This window comes from Bradyrhizobium sp. B117, from assembly GCF_038969555.1.
Classification (GTDB): Bacteria; Pseudomonadota; Alphaproteobacteria; order Rhizobiales; family Xanthobacteraceae; genus Bradyrhizobium.
Genome location: NZ_CP152414.1, coordinates 2,006,281 through 2,022,194, shown reverse-complemented (window position 1 = coordinate 2,022,194; position 15,914 = coordinate 2,006,281). Strand labels below are relative to the sequence as shown.

Here is a 15,914-nt window from a genome sequence, read left to right as displayed (position 1 = left end):
CATCGGCGCCGCAGCACTGCCGTGCGGCAAGTACCAAACTTCCGCCGAGAGCCAGATCGCGGCACTGGAGCATGAAATTCTGGCCCGGCTCGTCGTGGATGCGGTTGCCGATGCCGGGGTCGAGAAGAGCGACATCGGCTCGCTCTCGTTTACGCTGCCACGCGAATACACGCGTCAAAAGTACTTCGGCACGTTCATGACAAGCTATCTGCGCCTTCCCTGCGCCGGTTCGGTCGGCGAGACGCTAGGCAATGGCATGACCGGTGGCCTCGCATTTGAGAACGCCTGCAACGAGATCTTGCTTGGACGTGCGAAGGTCTCGCTTGCTTTGGGCATCAATTTCGAGTCCGCCGCAAAGGCGGCGGACCTGATGATGAATTCCATGCGCGCTGTCGGCGACGTGGATTTCCAGGCTCCCTTTGGCATCAGCCCGATTGCCTGGGGTGCAATGGACGCAGTGCGCTACATGCACGAAACCGGCGCGACCCGGGAGCAGATCGCCTATGTCGCCGTGAAGAACCGGCAGCATGCGATGCTCAACCCGCTGGCACAGTTTCGCACGCCCCTTACCCTCGACGAGGTGCTCGCAGGGCCACCGATCGTTTCACCGCTCGGCCTGTTCGACGTGCCCCCGCGGAGCGACGGCGCAGCCTGTCTCGTGCTTGCGGATGAAGACGTGGCTCGCGCGCTGCGAAAGCCCTACGTTCGCATTCGGTCGCGCGCCTTCTACCACGAAGGCGTCCACCAGGTGAGCGATGAGCACAACGACATGATTGCGCTCAACGCGCTCGAACGAGCCGGCGCAAGCGCCTACGAGCAGGCGGGCGTCGTCTCTTCGGACATCGATTTTGCCGAGGTCTACGCGGCCGTCACGATCATGGAGATCCTGATCAGCGAGGCGTTGCGGCTCGTCCCTCGCGGCCGAGGCGCTATCTGGGCGAGAGAAGGACGAACCTCGCTCGGCGGCAGCATCCCAATGGGGACATCGGGAGGCCTGCTATCCCGCGGACATCCGCCCTATGTGACCCCGCTTTACAGTTTCGTCGAGGCCTTGGACCAGCTTCGCGGGACCGCGGGAGATCGCCAGGTCAAGAATGTGCGGCTTGGGCTGACAGCCGCGGAACTCGGCAACTACAACGCCGCACTTGTTCACGTTTTAGAGGGGGTTCACTGATGCTCGAGATCATCGTACAGGATCATCTGCATCCCTATCCTCCGCGCGTGAGCGAATTCACGAAGACGTTCTGGGATGCGCTTGCCCAGGGTCGCTTCCTGACCACGCGAGGAACTCTTAGTAAGCGGCTGACGTTTCCGCCGAAGCAAATCTCGCCGCACAATTGGAACGAACCAATCGAGTGGGTCGAACTCTCGGGCAAGGGAAAGCTTTATTCCTGGATGACCATGTACGCGGTGCCAGCGGTATTCCAATTCGAAGCTCCCTACCGAGTCTGCGTAGTCGACCTGGAGGAAGGCATTCGCGTTACCACGCGCCTTCTTGGCGATGGTCCGGCACCCCTGGATCGTCAGGTCCAACTTGTCGCGATCAGCTATCCGAACACGCCCTCTTTCGCAGCCCGGCTGGTCGGGACGCCGTCACCTGAGTGTTAAGGCTGCAACCTGGTAGATACGTGGCCGATCAAACGCGCGATGACCAGCTATCCTGGATGTACTCCATGGTCTTCGCGACGACCTTGCTTGCCTTTTCTGGATCGCGGGCCCTGAGGGCTGCAACCAGCTTACGGCGGAACGTCAGGAATTCATCCTTCTTCGGCGGTCCGATGCGGCTCACGAGCGCGCGGGTGCTCTCGATCAACGGCTTGGCCAGGTCACCGAGGAGCGGATTATGCGCCGCGCCGATAAAGATCGCCAGGAATTCAGCGTAGGCTGCCAGGCGCTCCTCCCATGAAGCGAGCGGTATCCGCGCGGTCCGTTCGATGTTCGCTTCTAGCGCGTCAAATTCCTCGAGCGTTCCGCTTTTGCAGGCTTTTCGCGCGATGAAGGTTTCCAGGGCCAGCCGCGCTTCGACCAAGTCGCCCAACGAAATCCGTCCGAGCATCATGCCGTCCGAAATGCGTTCGGCGACCGCCCTGCTGTTGGAGTTCGTGATGAACGCGCCGCCTGCGCTGCCGAGTCGTCGTTCGACCAGACCCGCAACTTCAAGCATCGTCATGGCTTCGCGCACGGTATTGCGCCCGACCCCCAACTGCTTGGCCAGTTCTCGTTCCGGCGGCAGCCGTTGACCAGGACGCAGGTGTCCAGATCGAAGCTGTTCTCGGATTTGGTCGGCTATGTCTTCGATGGCGCGGATCGATCGCGCTGGCCTTAAGTTCAGGTTGGCGTCTAACATAAATGAATCCGGATTGGCCCTACCAATCTTAAGGCCCATCCGGGAAATGTGAATACTTTAAATGGCTGGTTGCACAGCCGCAGCGCGCCTGCGCCTTGCCGGGAAGACATCGAGATAGCGCTGTGTCGAGTGTATGGACGCTTTGCCCGTGACCGAACCCTTTGCATGCCCGACGAGGGCCGCGATGGTCGGAAGTCCCTCGAAAAGATGTTTCAGCTGCTGAACCCATGTCCTCGCCTTACCTCGGGAAGACACGTGTCCAGTCATTGTCGGTGCGGCGTCGATTCCGAACTCCTGCTCGAGGACATTGCAATTCCTTTCGAGCACGACCGCTGGCGCATCGACATGTTCCGGGCAGCGATCCTTCCAGGGCGACGGCCCGAATGCCCGACGTTCGCGAGCATCGCCAACTGGCGCTGATCTATTCCGCTTAAATCGCTCGCCGACCCGAAGACATCGTCCCGGCGGCCGCAGCCACAGCTTGTTCGGCCTGCTGTCCCCGGTCTGCGTCCGGATCAGAAGTCCCTCATCTGAGGCTTTCGGTCCGTTGCTCCGATTTGCAGCCGCTGGCATTGAAACTATCAGCTTGCCGTGGCAAACTGGAACCACCCTTGGGGCTACACCCTGGGGCTACACCAGACGCTTCTGGCGTGCAGTAAGGCCTGATTTTACGGGGCTTTCTCGAGGCTACTTTATAGTGGCGGAGAGGGAGGGACTTTCTTCCACACGGCTCCGTAGTCGCGAAAACCGCCGAAAGACAAGGATTCGGAAAGCGCCGGCCGAAATTTGTGACCACCGCTGTGTACCACCTGTTCGGCGATTCGGACCGTCAATCTCGACCGATCTCGAGGCGTTCGAGGCTGGCGGTCGCCCCGCGCTCTTAGGGCTTCTATGCGGACGTTCCGGCGTCTACCGCTCCATTCCAACGCGGTCTTCACTGAAGATTCCTGCTCATCTGAAAGCTCCTATTGTCGACGTGTCCTTTCCTGGTTCGAGGGATAGGTCGGTTGTCTTGTCCGCCAAGCTAGAAGTCCATCGGCGGCGCGGCCGGGGCTTCCGCCTTCTTTGGTTTCTCGGCGACGAGCGCCTCGGTGGTGATCAGCAGGGCGGCGATAGACGCGGCATCCTGCAAGGCCGTGCGAACCACCTTGGCCGGGTCGATCACGCCGGCGCGCACCAGATCCTGGTACTCGCCGGTCGCCGCGTTGAAGCCCCAATTGTAGTCACTTTTCTCAATCAGCTTGCCGACCACCAGCGAGCCGTCTTCTCCGGCATTCTCGACGATCTGCCTGGCCGGCATCTGGATCGCGCGCCGCACGATATCGACGCCGGCTTTTTGGTCGGCGTTGGCGGTCTTGACGCGTTCAAGCGCCTTGAGCGCGCGCAATAGCGCCACTCCGCCGCCCGGCAGGATGCCTTCTTCCACAGCGGCGCGCGTCGCATGCATCGCATCGTCAACGCGATCCTTGCGCTCCTTGACCTCGACTTCGGAGGCGCCGCCGACCCGGATCACGGCCACGCCGCCGGCGAGCTTGGCAAGCCGCTCCGGCAGCTTCTCGCGATCGTAATCCGAGGTCGTCTCCTCGATCTGCAGCTTGATCTGGGCGACGCGCGCCTCGATGTCCTTCTTGCCGCCGGCGCCGTTGACGATGGTGGTATTCTGCTTGTCGATTACCACCTTCTTGGCACGGCCGAGCATCTTGAGCGTGACGTTCTCGAGTTTGATGCCGAGATCTTCGGCGATCATTGTGCCACCGGTGAGGATCGCGATATCCTCCAGCATCGCCTTGCGGCGATCGCCGAAGCCCGGTGCCTTGACGGCTGCGATTTTCAGCCCGCCGCGCAGTTTGTTGACGACCAGCGTCGCCAACGCCTCGCCTTCGATGTCCTCGGCGATGATCAGCAGCGGCTTGCCCGACTGCACCACCGACTCGAGCAGCGGCAGCATCGATTGCAGTGCGGACAGCTTCTTCTCATGGATCAGGATGTAGGGGTCTTCGAGCTCGGCCCGCATCTTTTCGGCATTGGTGACGAAATAAGGCGAGATGTAGCCGCGGTCGAACTGCATGCCCTCGACCACCTCCAACTGCGTATTGAGGCTCTTTGCCTCCTCCACCGTAATGACGCCTTCATTGCCGACTTTCTGCATGGCCTGGGCAAGGAAGCGGCCGATCTCGGTGTCGCCATTCGCCGAGATCGTAGCGACCTGGGCGATCTCGTCGTTCGCGGTGACCTTTTTGGCGTGCGATCGGAGATCATTGACGATCGCCTCGACCGCTAGGTCGATGCCCCGCTTGAGGTCGATCGGGTTCATGCCCGCAGCAACGGACTTCGCGCCTTCCTTGACAATCGATTGCGCCAGCACGGTCGCGGTCGTCGTGCCGTCGCCGGCGATGTCGCTGGTTTTGGACGCCACCTCGCGGACCATGTGCGCGCCCATGTTCTCAAACTTGTCTTCGAGCTCGATTTCCTTGGCGACCGTGACCCCATCCTTGGTGATGCGCGGCGCGCCGAAGGATTTCTCGATCACGACGTTGCGGCCTTTCGGCCCGAGTGTCACCTTGACGGCGTTTGCCAGCGTATCGACGCCGCGCAGCATGCGATCGCGAGCTTCCGTTGAGAATTTTACCTCCTTGGCAGCCATGACGTTTTCTCCTTTCCCCTTTAATGACTGTCAGCGCTTCAAGCGGCTTTCTTCGTCGCGGAGGTCTTCTCGACGACACCCAGGAGGTCGCTCTCTTTTACGATGAGAAGTTCTTTGCCGTCGATCTTGACCTCCGTACCGGACCATTTGCCGAACAGGACCCGATCGCCAGGCTTCACGTCGAGCGGCACCAATTGGCCGTGTTCGTTACGGCCGCCCGGACCGGCGGCGATCACCTCGCCCTCTTGCGGCTTTTCCTTCGCGGTATCCGGAATGATGATGCCGCCGGCAGTCCTCTCCTCGGCATCGATGCGTCGCACCAGCACGCGATCGTGCAATGGACGGAAATGCATGCACATCCTCCCTGCAATTCAGCGATGTCATTAGAACCGGGGCCGTAACCGGCCCGCCGGCAAAATCGACCAGGCGAGGCAAAGCGGAGGTCAAGAGGAATCAACTAGATTTTTCGAACCGCGGGCAGACGTTTCCGCGGTGACATTGCCGCGCCACCGCGATCCGTCACGCGGGTGATCTCAACGGCGCGCGGCTCCTCTCGCCGACTTTCCGCAGTGCCGCAGGTCGTGCCTTCAATTTACGGGGCCGTGGGCGGCGCTTCTGGGGCCCTGTCCATGGAGGGTGGCCGAACGCGCAGCGAGTGCCGATGGCGGGAGCCGGGTGTCGGAAGCCTGCGAAGCATCCTCTGGTAGATGCGGCCGTAGTCCGCGGCCATGCGGGCGGAGGAGAAACGTTCCTCGAAACAGGCACGGACGCCCTTGCGGTCGAGTTGCAGCAATCGGGGGAATGGCCCGCACTGCCTTATCGACGTCGGACACGATGCGTCCGGTCAGTCCGTCCTCGACGATTTCCGGGACCGATCCGCAATGGAACGCGAGGACCTGGGCACCGGCGGCATCCGCCGCCTTCTGGAAGGTGACGCCGGACTCGGCTTGGACGGCGCCGGAATCCTTGCCGCCCATCAGCAGGTAGCTCACGGCGGCCGCGAGCACCGCAATGCCGATCGCGATCAACGTCGACCTTCGCGTGTTCCTCTTCATTCGCAGCCTCAAATTCTATTTTCCACAAGGGGTTGCGGGGTTGGTTCCAGGGACCCGGCGCGAACCCGGGACCGGCCTTCGGAGTTATGGAGTCCGAACATGGCGCACGGAGCGAGCGACGTCCTCGCCGGCTTTGCGCGCTCCGCATTGTTAGAGCGGGCGCTGCGCTTCTCGACGGGATATCCCGGTGCGATCGATGAGGAGAACGGACATGCCGATCCTTGAGGACATGAAGGAATATGCGGAGCGCGCCACTGGACTTCGCCGACCGGGCAAGCGCCAGGAGCCGGATCTTGCGCGTCCAAGAAGTCCCCACACCGTCCGCTTCAAGGACGACGGGCTCGTCCCCAATCATCCCCGTTGGCCACTGATTCTCTACAGGGGCGCAGTGCGGCTGGACGGGCAGCATGACCCCGCGGCGGTGCTCGAAGATCTTTTCGACGCTCACGGCTGGAGCGACAGCTGGCGCGACGGCATCTACGACTACGTCCACTACCACTCCCGCATCCACGAGGTGCTCGGGATCGCCCGCGGCAAGGGTCGGGTCCGCTTCGGAGGCAACAAAGGGCGCATCTTCACGCTGAAGGCCGGCGATGTCGCGGTTCTGCCCGCCGGGACTGGGCACCAGTGTCTTTCCGCAGATAAGGACTTTCTTGTCGTTGGGGCCTACCCCGCCGCGGGCACGTACGATGAATGCACGTCCGTTGAGGACCGGCCGCGCGCGCTGAAGACGATCCCGAAGGTCCCGGTGCCCCGCAAGGATCCGGCGTACGGGGCGGGTGGGCCGCTGGCGAAACTTTGGAGAAAACCAAAATGAGCGGCCGTTGGCCGCGGAAGCCAAGTACGGAGGACACCCGGATCCCACGACCGCAGGCAGCTGGGAATCGGCCGGCTCCTTAGCGTAGCTGTAAAGCACCTATTCTCAAGCGGCTCGCGCCAGGAATAGTCGCATTTGGATTGATGGCACCGAGTTCCGATGGACTCGGGAGCCAACCGCGGCAGCAGCATGAAAACCGTTCAAGATCAAACCCGATAGGAGAAAACTCGAGATCCACTCAGCAGTGGAAAGATGTCCCTCGCGGGACGATGGATGAGGTGAGTTCGCATGTCGGCTTGAACCTGTCGTTCAAACTGACGACAAGGCCGCCTGACAGATTGTTCTACCTCGTCCTCGAATCCCATGATGGAAGGGCCGTGGTGCCGATTCCGAAGAGAAGCGCGAGCCCGTGAGCGACATCAACACTGCAGTGGCGGATAGTCTGAAAGTGCTTGATCTCAAACGGCCGATTAGAGAAGCCGACATATCCTCGGCCCTAGGATGCGGCAGTGATGGGCCGGAACGGAAGATGGCTCAACCGGCTGCCGAGGGAGGATCGGTTCGATCTCTAAGCGGATGTCTCGTCGGATCGCCCCCTGATTTCCCGCTCCGCCTCAAGCCAGAAGTCCAGGTCGCGCCCCGCAGGGCGGCCGGCGTGCTCCCAGAGCTCATGCGCTCGCATCTTGATCTGTTGATCGCGAGTGAACGGGAAAAGCCTTTGCCTTAGTTCGTTGGCAAACCGCCTCAACCGGCTGACAGTGCTCTCGTCCCGAATATAGGCGGCCGCCTTTGTGGCCAGTTCGATCTGGTGCTCCAGCTTCGCCCGCTCGTCCATCTGAGCCGCTCCCGTCCTCCTTTGTTGAAGACGACTCCATCGGCGCGCGATTGTTTCGCCGGCAGGCCGACTTCTACTGATGTCGAACTGTGAGTTCACTTTTGCACACAAGTGGCTCTTAACCCCTTTAAGCCAATGCGCTGTACCTGTGGAGAAAGCCGACATAGCTTACGGCGACAGCGATATACCTGAAGCCTTCACCGGCCGATCCTGCACAAGCCTTTTCGCCTGGAGCAATTGATCGAGCTCCCTTGACCAGTAGGCTAACGGCCTTCCACGCCCCTGTCTCGCGGCGAGAGCTCCGCCTAGCCGTTTGGCGAGAGGGTCAGTGGTCTCGGGCCGCAGCCTTCGAGGCGGGGCCAGCTCCGCGCGTGTTTTTGTGAAGTGTTCGATGGACATGGTCGGAAGCTCCAAAAAGCATCTACGTCGAAGCGCGCCATGGGTCGCCGGAACGGAGGACAAAAACTGTCTAGGTTCAGTCGCAAGAGACCCCTGTGCTTCGCCGCGGAGCCACGCTTGCGCGTTGCTACTGAGAACAGCGCGACGCGACAGATTGCGTTTGCGGACTGGCATTATCGATTAGCCGGTAGTGTTGGCGGCGCGGTCTTGCCGTCCCCGGCAAGGTCCAGACCCAGTTCGCAAGAGGCGGGCTACAGCGAGCCTGTTATCTCGCTCAATGACGACTTCTGGCATTGCACGCGGCGTGCCGAACCGATCGGTGTAGGTGAGGCCGTGGGTCTTGATTGCCGCCCGCGCCTCTTTGACCCTGTCGAGGGCTTCACAGGCCTTTGTAAGCAGAATGACGTGGTGTTCGTCTAGATCGTATTCCTTCGTCACATGCTTGAAGAACTCGCTGGAGTCCTTACGAAGATGTTTTGGTGCGGATTTCGTCACTAAATTCCTTTTGCTCTAAAATCTGAAATGAACGCGGGACCCCCGCATACGAATTTTCCCATGGGCCGGTTCCAGCCGCTCTATCCAAGATGACTCGCCCCCCGCCCCTTCCTAGTTGATGCGCCGCAGCGAAATGGTGTGTTGCTGCGGTGCCTCAACGCTCTTGCTCCGCAAGATCGGTATGCAATCACCAATTTGCCTGACGCGAACGCGTGTTGAGGAACGCGGCCTCACGAGCTTGCATTGTCGGTTTGATCTTCAATTTTTAGACGAGGCCAACAATGCATCCTGTCGTCAGAATGGTCGCGATTGCGACAGTGCCTGCTTGGATTGGATTGACCCCGGACTCCGCCGCAGCACAGGATTTCAATGACCGATGGTCCATCATTCCAAAGGCCCACGCAGAGCCGGCCTCTGAGGGACTCGAACAGATGAAGAAGGACGAGCCGCAAGCGCAACCTCCGACCACACAGCAAGCGCAACCCGCGCAAGAGCCCTCGAACGATCGTCTAGGTGCTAACCGAGTCTTTTCTGGCAAAGCCTCCTACTATTCTTATTCAAAAGGCAGGACCGCGAGCGGATCATCGTTTGATCGAAATCTAATGACCGCGGCGCACCGCCGCCTGCCGTTCGGTACCAAGTTACGCGTCACTCACGGCAACCGCAGCGTCATCGTCACCGTCAATGACCGCGGCCCATTCGTTCGCGGTCGCGTCCTCGACCTTTCGCTCGCCGCTGCGCGCAGCTTGGGGATGACGGATCGTGGCGTCGCTCAGGTTCGTGCCGAGGTGCTGTAGACACGCAACCGGGGCGCCGAAGCGAATTTGCTCGGCCTTTATTGAGGACTATGCCGACTTTTGTGTCGCCTCCGCGAGAGCGGCCTTCGCCACGTCAGTCAGCCCTGCAAGAGTTCTGTTTCCCTTGATCGCGCTGTCGAGCAGCCTTTCCGCGATCTGCTTTCGCAACTGGTGATCGCCACCGTGAGGAAGTGAACGGCACACGTCCACGAGCACGACGTCGAGGTTGGCCTGCATTCGGTCGTCGAGCTGGGTCATGGATGCCTCGAACCTGCGAAGTGATCATCCTCGATGGTATGATCTTGCGGTTCCCTTCGTGGCGCCGTCCAGCCCTCCAATCGCAACGCCGTCTCGGCCTGGCGGACCTTCTTCAACAGCTCGTCTCGCGCTGGGCCCCGAGGAAGACCTGCCGCCTTTTCACCAGCTTCCTTCGCGAAAGTGGAGAGACGGTCAGCAAGAGAAACCGTCTGCTTAAAATGCCGCCGCTTCTGCATGTCGCTTCTCCTCGCATCCCCGGGGTAGAAGGCGGTGACGCTCCACGCTAAAGAAGCAGGACCCACGCAGTTTGTTCCGCGGCTGGAACAACAAATTAAGCGAATTGGAAACGGTCACCCAATGATTCAAATGAGCTTCGGGGGTGCCCTTGGAACCTGGGGCTCACGTTCACGTTGACGCTCGGCCAGCGTCGGCCCTCCTTACAGAAAAACTAATTTGATCAAGCGGCGGCACCCAGCCGTCGAACAGTCGGTTTGGCAGCCGGGAATTGGGGTGACATGACGCGAAGAAGCGAAGCGGATGCCTCCGCCGAAATAGCCGCTTGGCAATGGAGGCAGATCGTCAACGGCGCCACTGACACGGCCATCATCACCACAGATCCCCGCGGCGCGGTAACAAGCTGGAACAATGGAGCTTCCAACATCCTCGGATGGGACGAGGCCGAGATGCTCGGCCAGTCGCTCAGTCGCATCTTTGCGGCGGAAGACCAGCAGGCCCAGCTTCTCCGTGAGATCGATGACGCCGTCTCGGTTGGCAAGGGTGGCGGCGAGGAGGGTTGGCGGTTCCGCAAGGATGGCAGTCGCTTCTGGGCCGTCGGAGAACTAAGCCCCATTCGTGATGGAACGCGCATCGTCGGGTTCATCAAAATCCTGCGGGACAGGACGGCTCAGCGCGACGCTGAAGAAAACATCAGGGAAGAACGTCAGGCACTGGAAGTTCTCAACCATGCTAGTTCAGAGATTTCTCGCGAAACTGACCTCCACAAGCTTGTACAGATCGTCACCGATGCCGGTGTAAAGCTTTCCGGCGCGGAATTTGGCGCCTTCTTCTACAACCTGGTCAACGACGCCGGCGAGAGCTACACGCTCTACACCCTGTCGGGAGCTCCCATGGAGGCGTTCTCGAAATTTCCCATGCCGCGAAACACGGAGGTGTTCGCGCCTACGTTCAATGGCGAGGGCATCGTCCGTTCGGACGACATCACCAGAGATCCGCGCTACGGAAAGAATACGCCCCGTCGGGGCATGCCCGAGGGGCATCTGCCGGTCCGCAGCTATCTTGCAGTGCCTGTGATCTCCCGTACGGGCGAGGTTCTCGGTGGCCTGTTTTTCGGTCACGCGAAGACGGGCGTGTTCAACGAGAGATCCGAACGCGGCCTTTCGGGCCTCGCTGCGGAGGCCGCTGTGGCGATAGACAACGTCCGCCTCTCGCAGGCGATGCAGCGCGAGATCGACGAGCGAAAGCGGGCGCAGGAGGCTCTGGTAGAACTGAATGCGACGCTCGAGAAGCAGGTGACGGAGCGAACCGAGCAGCTACGAAAGAATGAGGAAGCTCTGCGCCAATCGCAGAAGATGGAGGCGGTCGGTCAATTGACCGGCGGAGTCGCGCACGACTTCAACAATCTGCTCCAGGTCATTATCGGCAACCTCGATACGATCAAGCGCAATCTGCCGGAAGAATCCGCTCGCCTCCAGCGCGCCGCCAAGCACGCGATGAACGGGGCGCAGCGCGCAGCCACGCTAACCCAGCGGCTCTTGGCTTTCTCGCGTAGGCAACCGCTCGATCCGAAGCCTCTCGACGTGAACGCACTGGTGAACGGCCTATCCGAAATGGTGCATCGCACGTTGAGCGAGACGATCTCGGTGGAAACCGTACTCGGTGCAGGAGTGTGGCGCGTCGAAGTCGATCCGGCCGAACTGGAGGCCGCGATTATCAATCTCGCCGTCAATGCCCGCGATGCCATGCCGAATGGCGGACGTCTTACCATTGAAACCAGCAATGCACACATCGACGAAGCATACGTCGCGGCGCACAGCGAAGTCGTACCCGGCCAATACGTCGCCATCGCCGTAACGGATACCGGCGTCGGCATGGAGCCAAAGACAATCGCGCAAGCCTTCGAGCCTTTCTTTACGACAAAGGCAGTCGGAAAAGGAACAGGTCTCGGTCTAAGCCAAGTCTACGGGTTCGTGAAGCAGTCTGGCGGACACGTGAAGATCTACTCCGAAATCGGACAAGGGACGACGGTGAAGCTCTATCTGCCGCGCATCGCGGCGGAGGGATTGAGGGAAGACTCCGATTCGCTCCCCAGTCCCGAAGGCGCACAGGAGGAGACTATCCTTGTTTTGGAGGACGATGAGGACGTGAGAGCCTACTCCGTCGATACGCTCCGTGAACTGGGTTATCGCGTCATCGAAGCCCACGACGGACCTGCCGCTTTGCGTCTCCTTGAGCGGGAGCCTCGGGTCGATCTGCTCTTCACCGACGTAGTTTTGCCTGGCGGACTGACCGGCGCACAGGTCGCAGCACAAGCGAAGACACTCCGTCCCGCTTTGAAGGTGCTGTTCACGACCGGATACGCGCGGAACGCCATCATCCATCATGGCCGGTTAGACAAGGGCGTTCAGTTGATCGTCAAACCTTTCAGTTTCAGCGAACTCGCGGCAAAGGTCCGCGATGTCCTTGATGCGAAGTAGACTGACGGAGGCTGCCCTTCAAACACTCAGCAGCTATGCCGCATGTTTTCTGCACCGCGAAAGCGGAGGAAACCGTTGGGCCAAAGTAGACCTTGCTTGATCGGGTCAGTTCGGTAATTTCAGCTTCGAGACAAGTCCCTGGGGTCGTGGCATGCGGGATTCTCCGCAGAGTAGCGAGCGTTGCGGCCGGTTCGCTCAGTTCGCGATCGTGCTGAAAAGGCGTGGGCGAAGCCGCTGGAAATTGGCTGTCTTTGCCGCCACGGGGCAGGCACTTATGTCCGAATGGGAGCACAATCGAGCGGGAGCACGATACAAGGCGGATCGCGCGCTCTTCCTTCTGCTGTGCGCCAGTGCTTCCCGCCTTTCCGCAGCGGCCATTGATGAAGATGAGCTCTTGCTTCGCGCCGAAGCGGCCATTTCAGAGGCCCCGCCGGCGCCGGGACGAAAGCCGGTCCGGAATTGCAAGGCTGCGCCGGCCCAGAGAAGTTCGGAAAACATCGAGAAGCTTCGATCCGCTCATGCAGCCATTGCTGCGGAGGCCACGTCGGCGCGATCGTTCATGCGGCGTGCATCGGTGAAATTGGATAACGCAGCAGCATATCGGTCGTCGGCCGCAGCTAAAGATCCTCCAGGTCCTTGAAGGACGGGTTGCCGTACCTCCCGGCCGGCCGATTGGTCCGGTAGCCGATGGCGACTTGCCTGCTGGACCTACGACGCCTCTCTGCCGCTCTGGCTAACAGCCTCGGCAGATGCTCTTGATCTTCTTTTCCAAAGCAATGTCGGACGGATCGCGCGACTGCGCGCCGGTCGCCTTATCCATCGTCCTCTGCTCGACCGCTGGCGTCGGCGAGCGATGGTTGTGTCCTTTGCTCCTGGCCTCTGCAGAATGAACCAGCGCGAGGGCGGCTACTAGGACAGCCGATGTAGACGACATGACTTTCAGCAATTTTTGCAAATCTTCTCCACCGTCTTGTCGGCTTTGTTGTTCTCGCGATCGATCTTGGCGTCGCTGTCCTGCTCGTTCGTAGTTGTAGGCTTGCCGATGCCGCCCGCAGGAGCGGTGTTCTGGGCGTTGGCCCCAGGAGAGCCCGACGGCGCCGCCGTACCGGCCGTATTGGTGCCAGGTGCTGATCCTGTGCTCAGCCGGTTGCCATTCCCCCTCTGCTGATTGGGGAGTTGGCCGGTGGCCTGGCCATTTGCGTTGCCGGTCGTCTGATTGTTGGAGTTGCCGTTCGCCGCATTTCCGCTCAGTCCAGGGCCTCCGGTCGCGCCTGTCGCCGACGACGCATTTCCGTTCGTGCCGGTGGCGGCCGGGCCCGCAGATCCTGTGCCCGAAGATGTTGAGCCCGTTCCTGCGGCACCTGAACTGGCGCCGCCGCCGGTACCGCCGCCAGCGGATCCGCCGCCACCGCCGCCCCCTCCACCACCTCCGCCACCTCCACCTGAACGAGAACCACGGCGAGCAGGGCAAATCGGGACAGCTTCATGTCGTCATTCCTTTTGCGACCAAGCCGCCTCCGCACGTTTCGTTCCTGTCTTCCCAGCGCTATTGAGGAACCGGTAGAGTTCACCCCCGTTCAGGTTGAATGGACATTGGTCATGCCCAGCACAGCGAGGCCGGGACGTCTTCGACACCGTGGTGGTACCCGGCGAATCCAGAGGTGCCTTGCGCGTCGCGCGGCGGCTTGGAAGCGGATGCGCCGCGGCAAAACTGGGGGCTCGACGAGCTTCGCTCAATCCGTGCTGATGGCGTCCTTCGTGGTCTGGATGACGCTGCTTCTGGTCGGTTTCGGCCTCATCGCGCACGGGCTAGGGAACTGGTTCTCTCCACATGCCGATAGCTTCGAGCAGGCCGCCTTCATCGCGGGCAGTGCGCTCGCCACCGTCGGTCTGTCGGGCATCGAGGCATATGGCCCCGCGCACTGGGTGCTAGTCGCTGCTGGCATCTGCGGTCTGGCGGTGCTCACAATGGCGGTCACTTACCTCCTTGAGGTGCAGGAGGGCATCTCCCGGCGGGACCGCGGCGTCCTCAAGATCACCACCACATCGGGCCAGCCGCCCTCGGCGCTCGGGATGCTCGAGCGCTATGCCGACCTGGATGCCCCCGAGGAGATCCGGCGGCTCCTGTATGACGGGCGAGACTGGTGCGCCTCGGTGCTGCAGAGCCACGCGTCCCACCCCTCCCTGATCTACTTCCGCTCGGTCGGCACCGGTGCTGGCTGGCCAGGGGCGCTGGGCACCATGATGGACATCGCACTGATCTTCGAACTTCTGATCGACGATCCGAAGAGCCGGGCGGCCGCCGTCCTGCTGCGCGACGAAGGATTGCGTCTCGTCCGTGATATCGCTGGGCTGATCGGCCTGGAGCCCGAGAACGCTCAACAGACTGCGTCAGAGGTAGTCATGGTCTGCAGGCGACTTTCCGCGGCCGGATATAAGCTCAAGTCCGATCCCGACTTGCCGGCTTTTGCGGCGAGACGGGCAGAACACGCTCGCTGCATCGAGGCGATCGCCTCGCATCTCGGCACGCCGGCGGCGCCGCTGCTGCCTTAGCGTCAAGGCGCGTTTCCAGACGACTCTTAACATGCCTGAATCCCAAACCTGAATAAACCGAGTTAGGATGGGACTTTCCCGGACGGGGGCGCTCATGTTCGACACAGCAACCACCGCGCTTTTGCGCGCGGTCCTCGAAGAAGTATGCGAGGGTCTTCCGCATCGCGAGATCGGGGCGCGTACGCATGTGGCATCGAAGATCCTGGAGGCCGCCACCAGCGGCGAACTCTCTCCCGAAGACCTCAGACAGGTCGGCCGCAAGGCCCTCTCGCACGCGCCCACCATGTGGCGCTAACTGAAAGCCGGGGCGCGGACGTGAACTTCCAGGTCACCGTTTTGAAGATCTTGGCGGCATACCCGGACGGGTTTGCCGTGATGGAAGACCTCAAGCGTGACATGGCTATCCTGGCGACGAGTGGCCGCGACTGGGCGGACCGGACCAGGCGGCTCGCGGCCAAGGCGCCCGACCTGGACATTTGGTCACAAGGACTGGTCGAGCGCCTAAGCGGGGGATCGAAGATCACAGCCAAAGGACGGGCAGTGCTCGACCTCATGGAGGCCCGCGTAGGGGCGTCGGAGGCTGTCCAGGTGCCCGCGGTTGAAGATTCCATTGCGGCGTCCACGTCACCTGTTCCACCGCTGCGGCAGGCCGCCGATCGGGCCAAGCGGCGGCGCGAGCGCCGAGAACGCCGCCGCGAAGCTTGCGAACGAGCGAGGCGAACGCCTCCTAGGTTGGGCATGAAAAATAGGTTGGTCATGAAAAAAGCCGCCAGCGGAGCCGGGCGGCTTGATAGTCCCGGACCGTCGGTTGCCTCCGCAGCCCCAAGCGTACCGCCGTTACCTTGTTTGCGGCTATGCCGCTCCGAACTATGAATGCGCTTCGATTCGGCTATTAGGCCGCCGATTATGCACGCGCATTCAAAGAGCCGGCAAAGGGCGGGATTAGGATGGAAGCCGGCCCGTAAGCTACGGCCATCCGCGAGCGTCCCGTTCGCCCGGA

General features: G+C 61.3%; 18 protein-coding genes and 1 pseudogene. 9 read left to right on the top strand and 10 right to left on the bottom strand.

What is annotated here, in order from left to right:
• The first annotated feature begins 94 nt into the window (after positions 1 to 94).
• Together AAFG16_RS09855 and AAFG16_RS09850 are read left to right on the top strand one after the other, a co-directional pair.
• Positions 95 to 1,174, top strand: coding sequence for a thiolase family protein (locus AAFG16_RS09855; RefSeq protein WP_342739001.1), 1,080 nt, complete (start codon positions 95 to 97; stop codon positions 1,172 to 1,174).
• Positions 1,174 to 1,608, top strand: coding sequence for an OB-fold domain-containing protein (locus tag AAFG16_RS09850; RefSeq protein ID WP_342739000.1), 435 nt, complete (start codon positions 1,174 to 1,176; stop codon positions 1,606 to 1,608). Before AAFG16_RS09855 ends, AAFG16_RS09850 begins: the two co-directional genes overlap by 1 nt.
• Before the next feature lie 28 nt (positions 1,609 to 1,636).
• Here the strand turns inward: AAFG16_RS09850 and AAFG16_RS09845 are convergent, their stop codons facing one another.
• From AAFG16_RS09845 to AAFG16_RS09830, 4 genes are all read right to left on the bottom strand, one after another.
• On the bottom strand, positions 1,637 to 2,347 hold the full coding sequence (locus AAFG16_RS09845) for a GntR family transcriptional regulator (protein WP_342738999.1): 711 nt from the start codon (positions 2,345 to 2,347) through the stop codon (positions 1,637 to 1,639).
• A 1,024-nt stretch (positions 2,348 to 3,371) separates the two neighbouring features.
• A complete protein-coding gene (gene groL / locus AAFG16_RS09840) occupies positions 3,372 to 4,991 on the bottom strand; it encodes a chaperonin GroEL (RefSeq protein ID WP_342738998.1) in 1,620 nt (539 codons plus the stop codon).
• Between the two features lie 38 nt (positions 4,992 to 5,029).
• On the bottom strand, positions 5,030 to 5,344 hold the full coding sequence (gene groES / locus AAFG16_RS09835; RefSeq protein WP_342738997.1) for a co-chaperone GroES: 315 nt from the start codon (positions 5,342 to 5,344) through the stop codon (positions 5,030 to 5,032).
• A gap of 234 nt (positions 5,345 to 5,578) precedes the next feature.
• Entirely contained in the window at positions 5,579 to 6,019 is a 441-nt protein-coding gene (locus tag AAFG16_RS09830; RefSeq protein WP_342738996.1) for a hypothetical protein, read from the bottom strand.
• Between the two features lie 126 nt (positions 6,020 to 6,145).
• On the opposite strand from AAFG16_RS09830, the gene AAFG16_RS09825 reads away from it, so the two are divergent.
• Together AAFG16_RS09825 and AAFG16_RS09820 are read left to right on the top strand one after the other, a co-directional pair.
• On the top strand, positions 6,146 to 6,271 hold the full coding sequence (locus AAFG16_RS09825) for a hypothetical protein (RefSeq protein ID WP_342738995.1): 126 nt from the start codon (positions 6,146 to 6,148) through the stop codon (positions 6,269 to 6,271).
• The gene (locus AAFG16_RS09820; protein WP_342738994.1) at positions 6,258 to 6,863 is read left to right on the top strand and encodes a cupin domain-containing protein; all 606 of its coding nucleotides are present in this window, start codon (positions 6,258 to 6,260) and stop codon (positions 6,861 to 6,863) included. The genes AAFG16_RS09825 and AAFG16_RS09820 overlap by 14 nt, the downstream gene beginning before the upstream one ends.
• Before the next feature lie 568 nt (positions 6,864 to 7,431).
• On the opposite strand, the gene AAFG16_RS09815 is transcribed toward AAFG16_RS09820, so the two are convergent.
• Together AAFG16_RS09815 and AAFG16_RS09810 are read right to left on the bottom strand one after the other, a co-directional pair.
• Positions 7,432 to 7,698, bottom strand: coding sequence for a DUF2934 domain-containing protein (locus AAFG16_RS09815; protein WP_342738993.1), 267 nt, complete (start codon positions 7,696 to 7,698; stop codon positions 7,432 to 7,434).
• 579 nt (positions 7,699 to 8,277) lie between these two features.
• Positions 8,278 to 8,592 carry a hypothetical protein gene (locus AAFG16_RS09810; protein WP_342738992.1) on the bottom strand — a complete coding sequence of 105 codons (315 nt, stop codon included), beginning with the start codon at positions 8,590 to 8,592 and terminating at the stop codon, positions 8,278 to 8,280.
• A gap of 281 nt (positions 8,593 to 8,873) precedes the next feature.
• On the opposite strand from AAFG16_RS09810, the gene AAFG16_RS09805 reads away from it, so the two are divergent.
• Positions 8,874 to 9,389, top strand: a complete 516-nt coding sequence (locus AAFG16_RS09805) for a septal ring lytic transglycosylase RlpA family protein (protein WP_342738991.1) — start codon at positions 8,874 to 8,876, stop codon at positions 9,387 to 9,389.
• A 48-nt stretch (positions 9,390 to 9,437) separates the two neighbouring features.
• Here AAFG16_RS09805 and AAFG16_RS09800 read toward each other — a convergent pair whose 3' ends face one another.
• Both AAFG16_RS09800 and AAFG16_RS09795 read right to left on the bottom strand, forming a co-directional pair.
• Positions 9,438 to 9,647 (bottom strand): hypothetical protein, encoded by a 210-nt coding sequence (locus tag AAFG16_RS09800; RefSeq protein WP_342738990.1) that lies wholly within the window; start codon positions 9,645 to 9,647, stop codon positions 9,438 to 9,440.
• Positions 9,644 to 9,883, bottom strand: coding sequence for a hypothetical protein (locus AAFG16_RS09795; protein ID WP_342738989.1), 240 nt, complete (start codon positions 9,881 to 9,883; stop codon positions 9,644 to 9,646). Before AAFG16_RS09795 ends, AAFG16_RS09800 begins: the two co-directional genes overlap by 4 nt.
• Positions 9,884 to 10,162: 279 nt before the next feature.
• On the opposite strand from AAFG16_RS09795, the gene AAFG16_RS09790 reads away from it, so the two are divergent.
• Positions 10,163 to 12,361, top strand: a complete 2,199-nt coding sequence (locus AAFG16_RS09790) for an ATP-binding protein (RefSeq protein ID WP_342738988.1) — start codon at positions 10,163 to 10,165, stop codon at positions 12,359 to 12,361.
• A 733-nt stretch (positions 12,362 to 13,094) separates the two neighbouring features.
• Here AAFG16_RS09790 and AAFG16_RS09785 read toward each other — a convergent pair.
• Together AAFG16_RS09785 and AAFG16_RS09780 are read right to left on the bottom strand one after the other, a co-directional pair.
• The gene (locus AAFG16_RS09785) at positions 13,095 to 13,316 is read right to left on the bottom strand and encodes a hypothetical protein (protein WP_342738987.1); all 222 of its coding nucleotides are present in this window, start codon (positions 13,314 to 13,316) and stop codon (positions 13,095 to 13,097) included.
• Between the two features lie 292 nt (positions 13,317 to 13,608).
• Positions 13,609 to 13,848: a hypothetical protein gene (locus AAFG16_RS09780; RefSeq protein ID WP_342738986.1), complete on the bottom strand. Its 240-nt coding sequence runs from the start codon at positions 13,846 to 13,848 to the stop codon at positions 13,609 to 13,611.
• Between the two features lie 208 nt (positions 13,849 to 14,056).
• Between AAFG16_RS09780 and AAFG16_RS09775 the strand changes: the two genes are divergently transcribed.
• From AAFG16_RS09775 to AAFG16_RS09765, 3 genes and pseudogenes are all read left to right on the top strand, one after another.
• Positions 14,057 to 14,914, top strand: coding sequence for a hypothetical protein (locus AAFG16_RS09775; RefSeq protein ID WP_342738985.1), 858 nt, complete (start codon positions 14,057 to 14,059; stop codon positions 14,912 to 14,914).
• 94 nt (positions 14,915 to 15,008) lie between these two features.
• Positions 15,009 to 15,209, top strand: a complete 201-nt coding sequence (locus AAFG16_RS09770; protein WP_342738984.1) for a hypothetical protein — start codon at positions 15,009 to 15,011, stop codon at positions 15,207 to 15,209.
• 20 nt (positions 15,210 to 15,229) lie between these two features.
• Positions 15,230 to 15,631: pseudogene (locus tag AAFG16_RS09765) on the top strand (hypothetical protein); the annotation flags it as partial.
• Between the last annotated feature and the right edge of the window lie 283 nt (positions 15,632 to 15,914).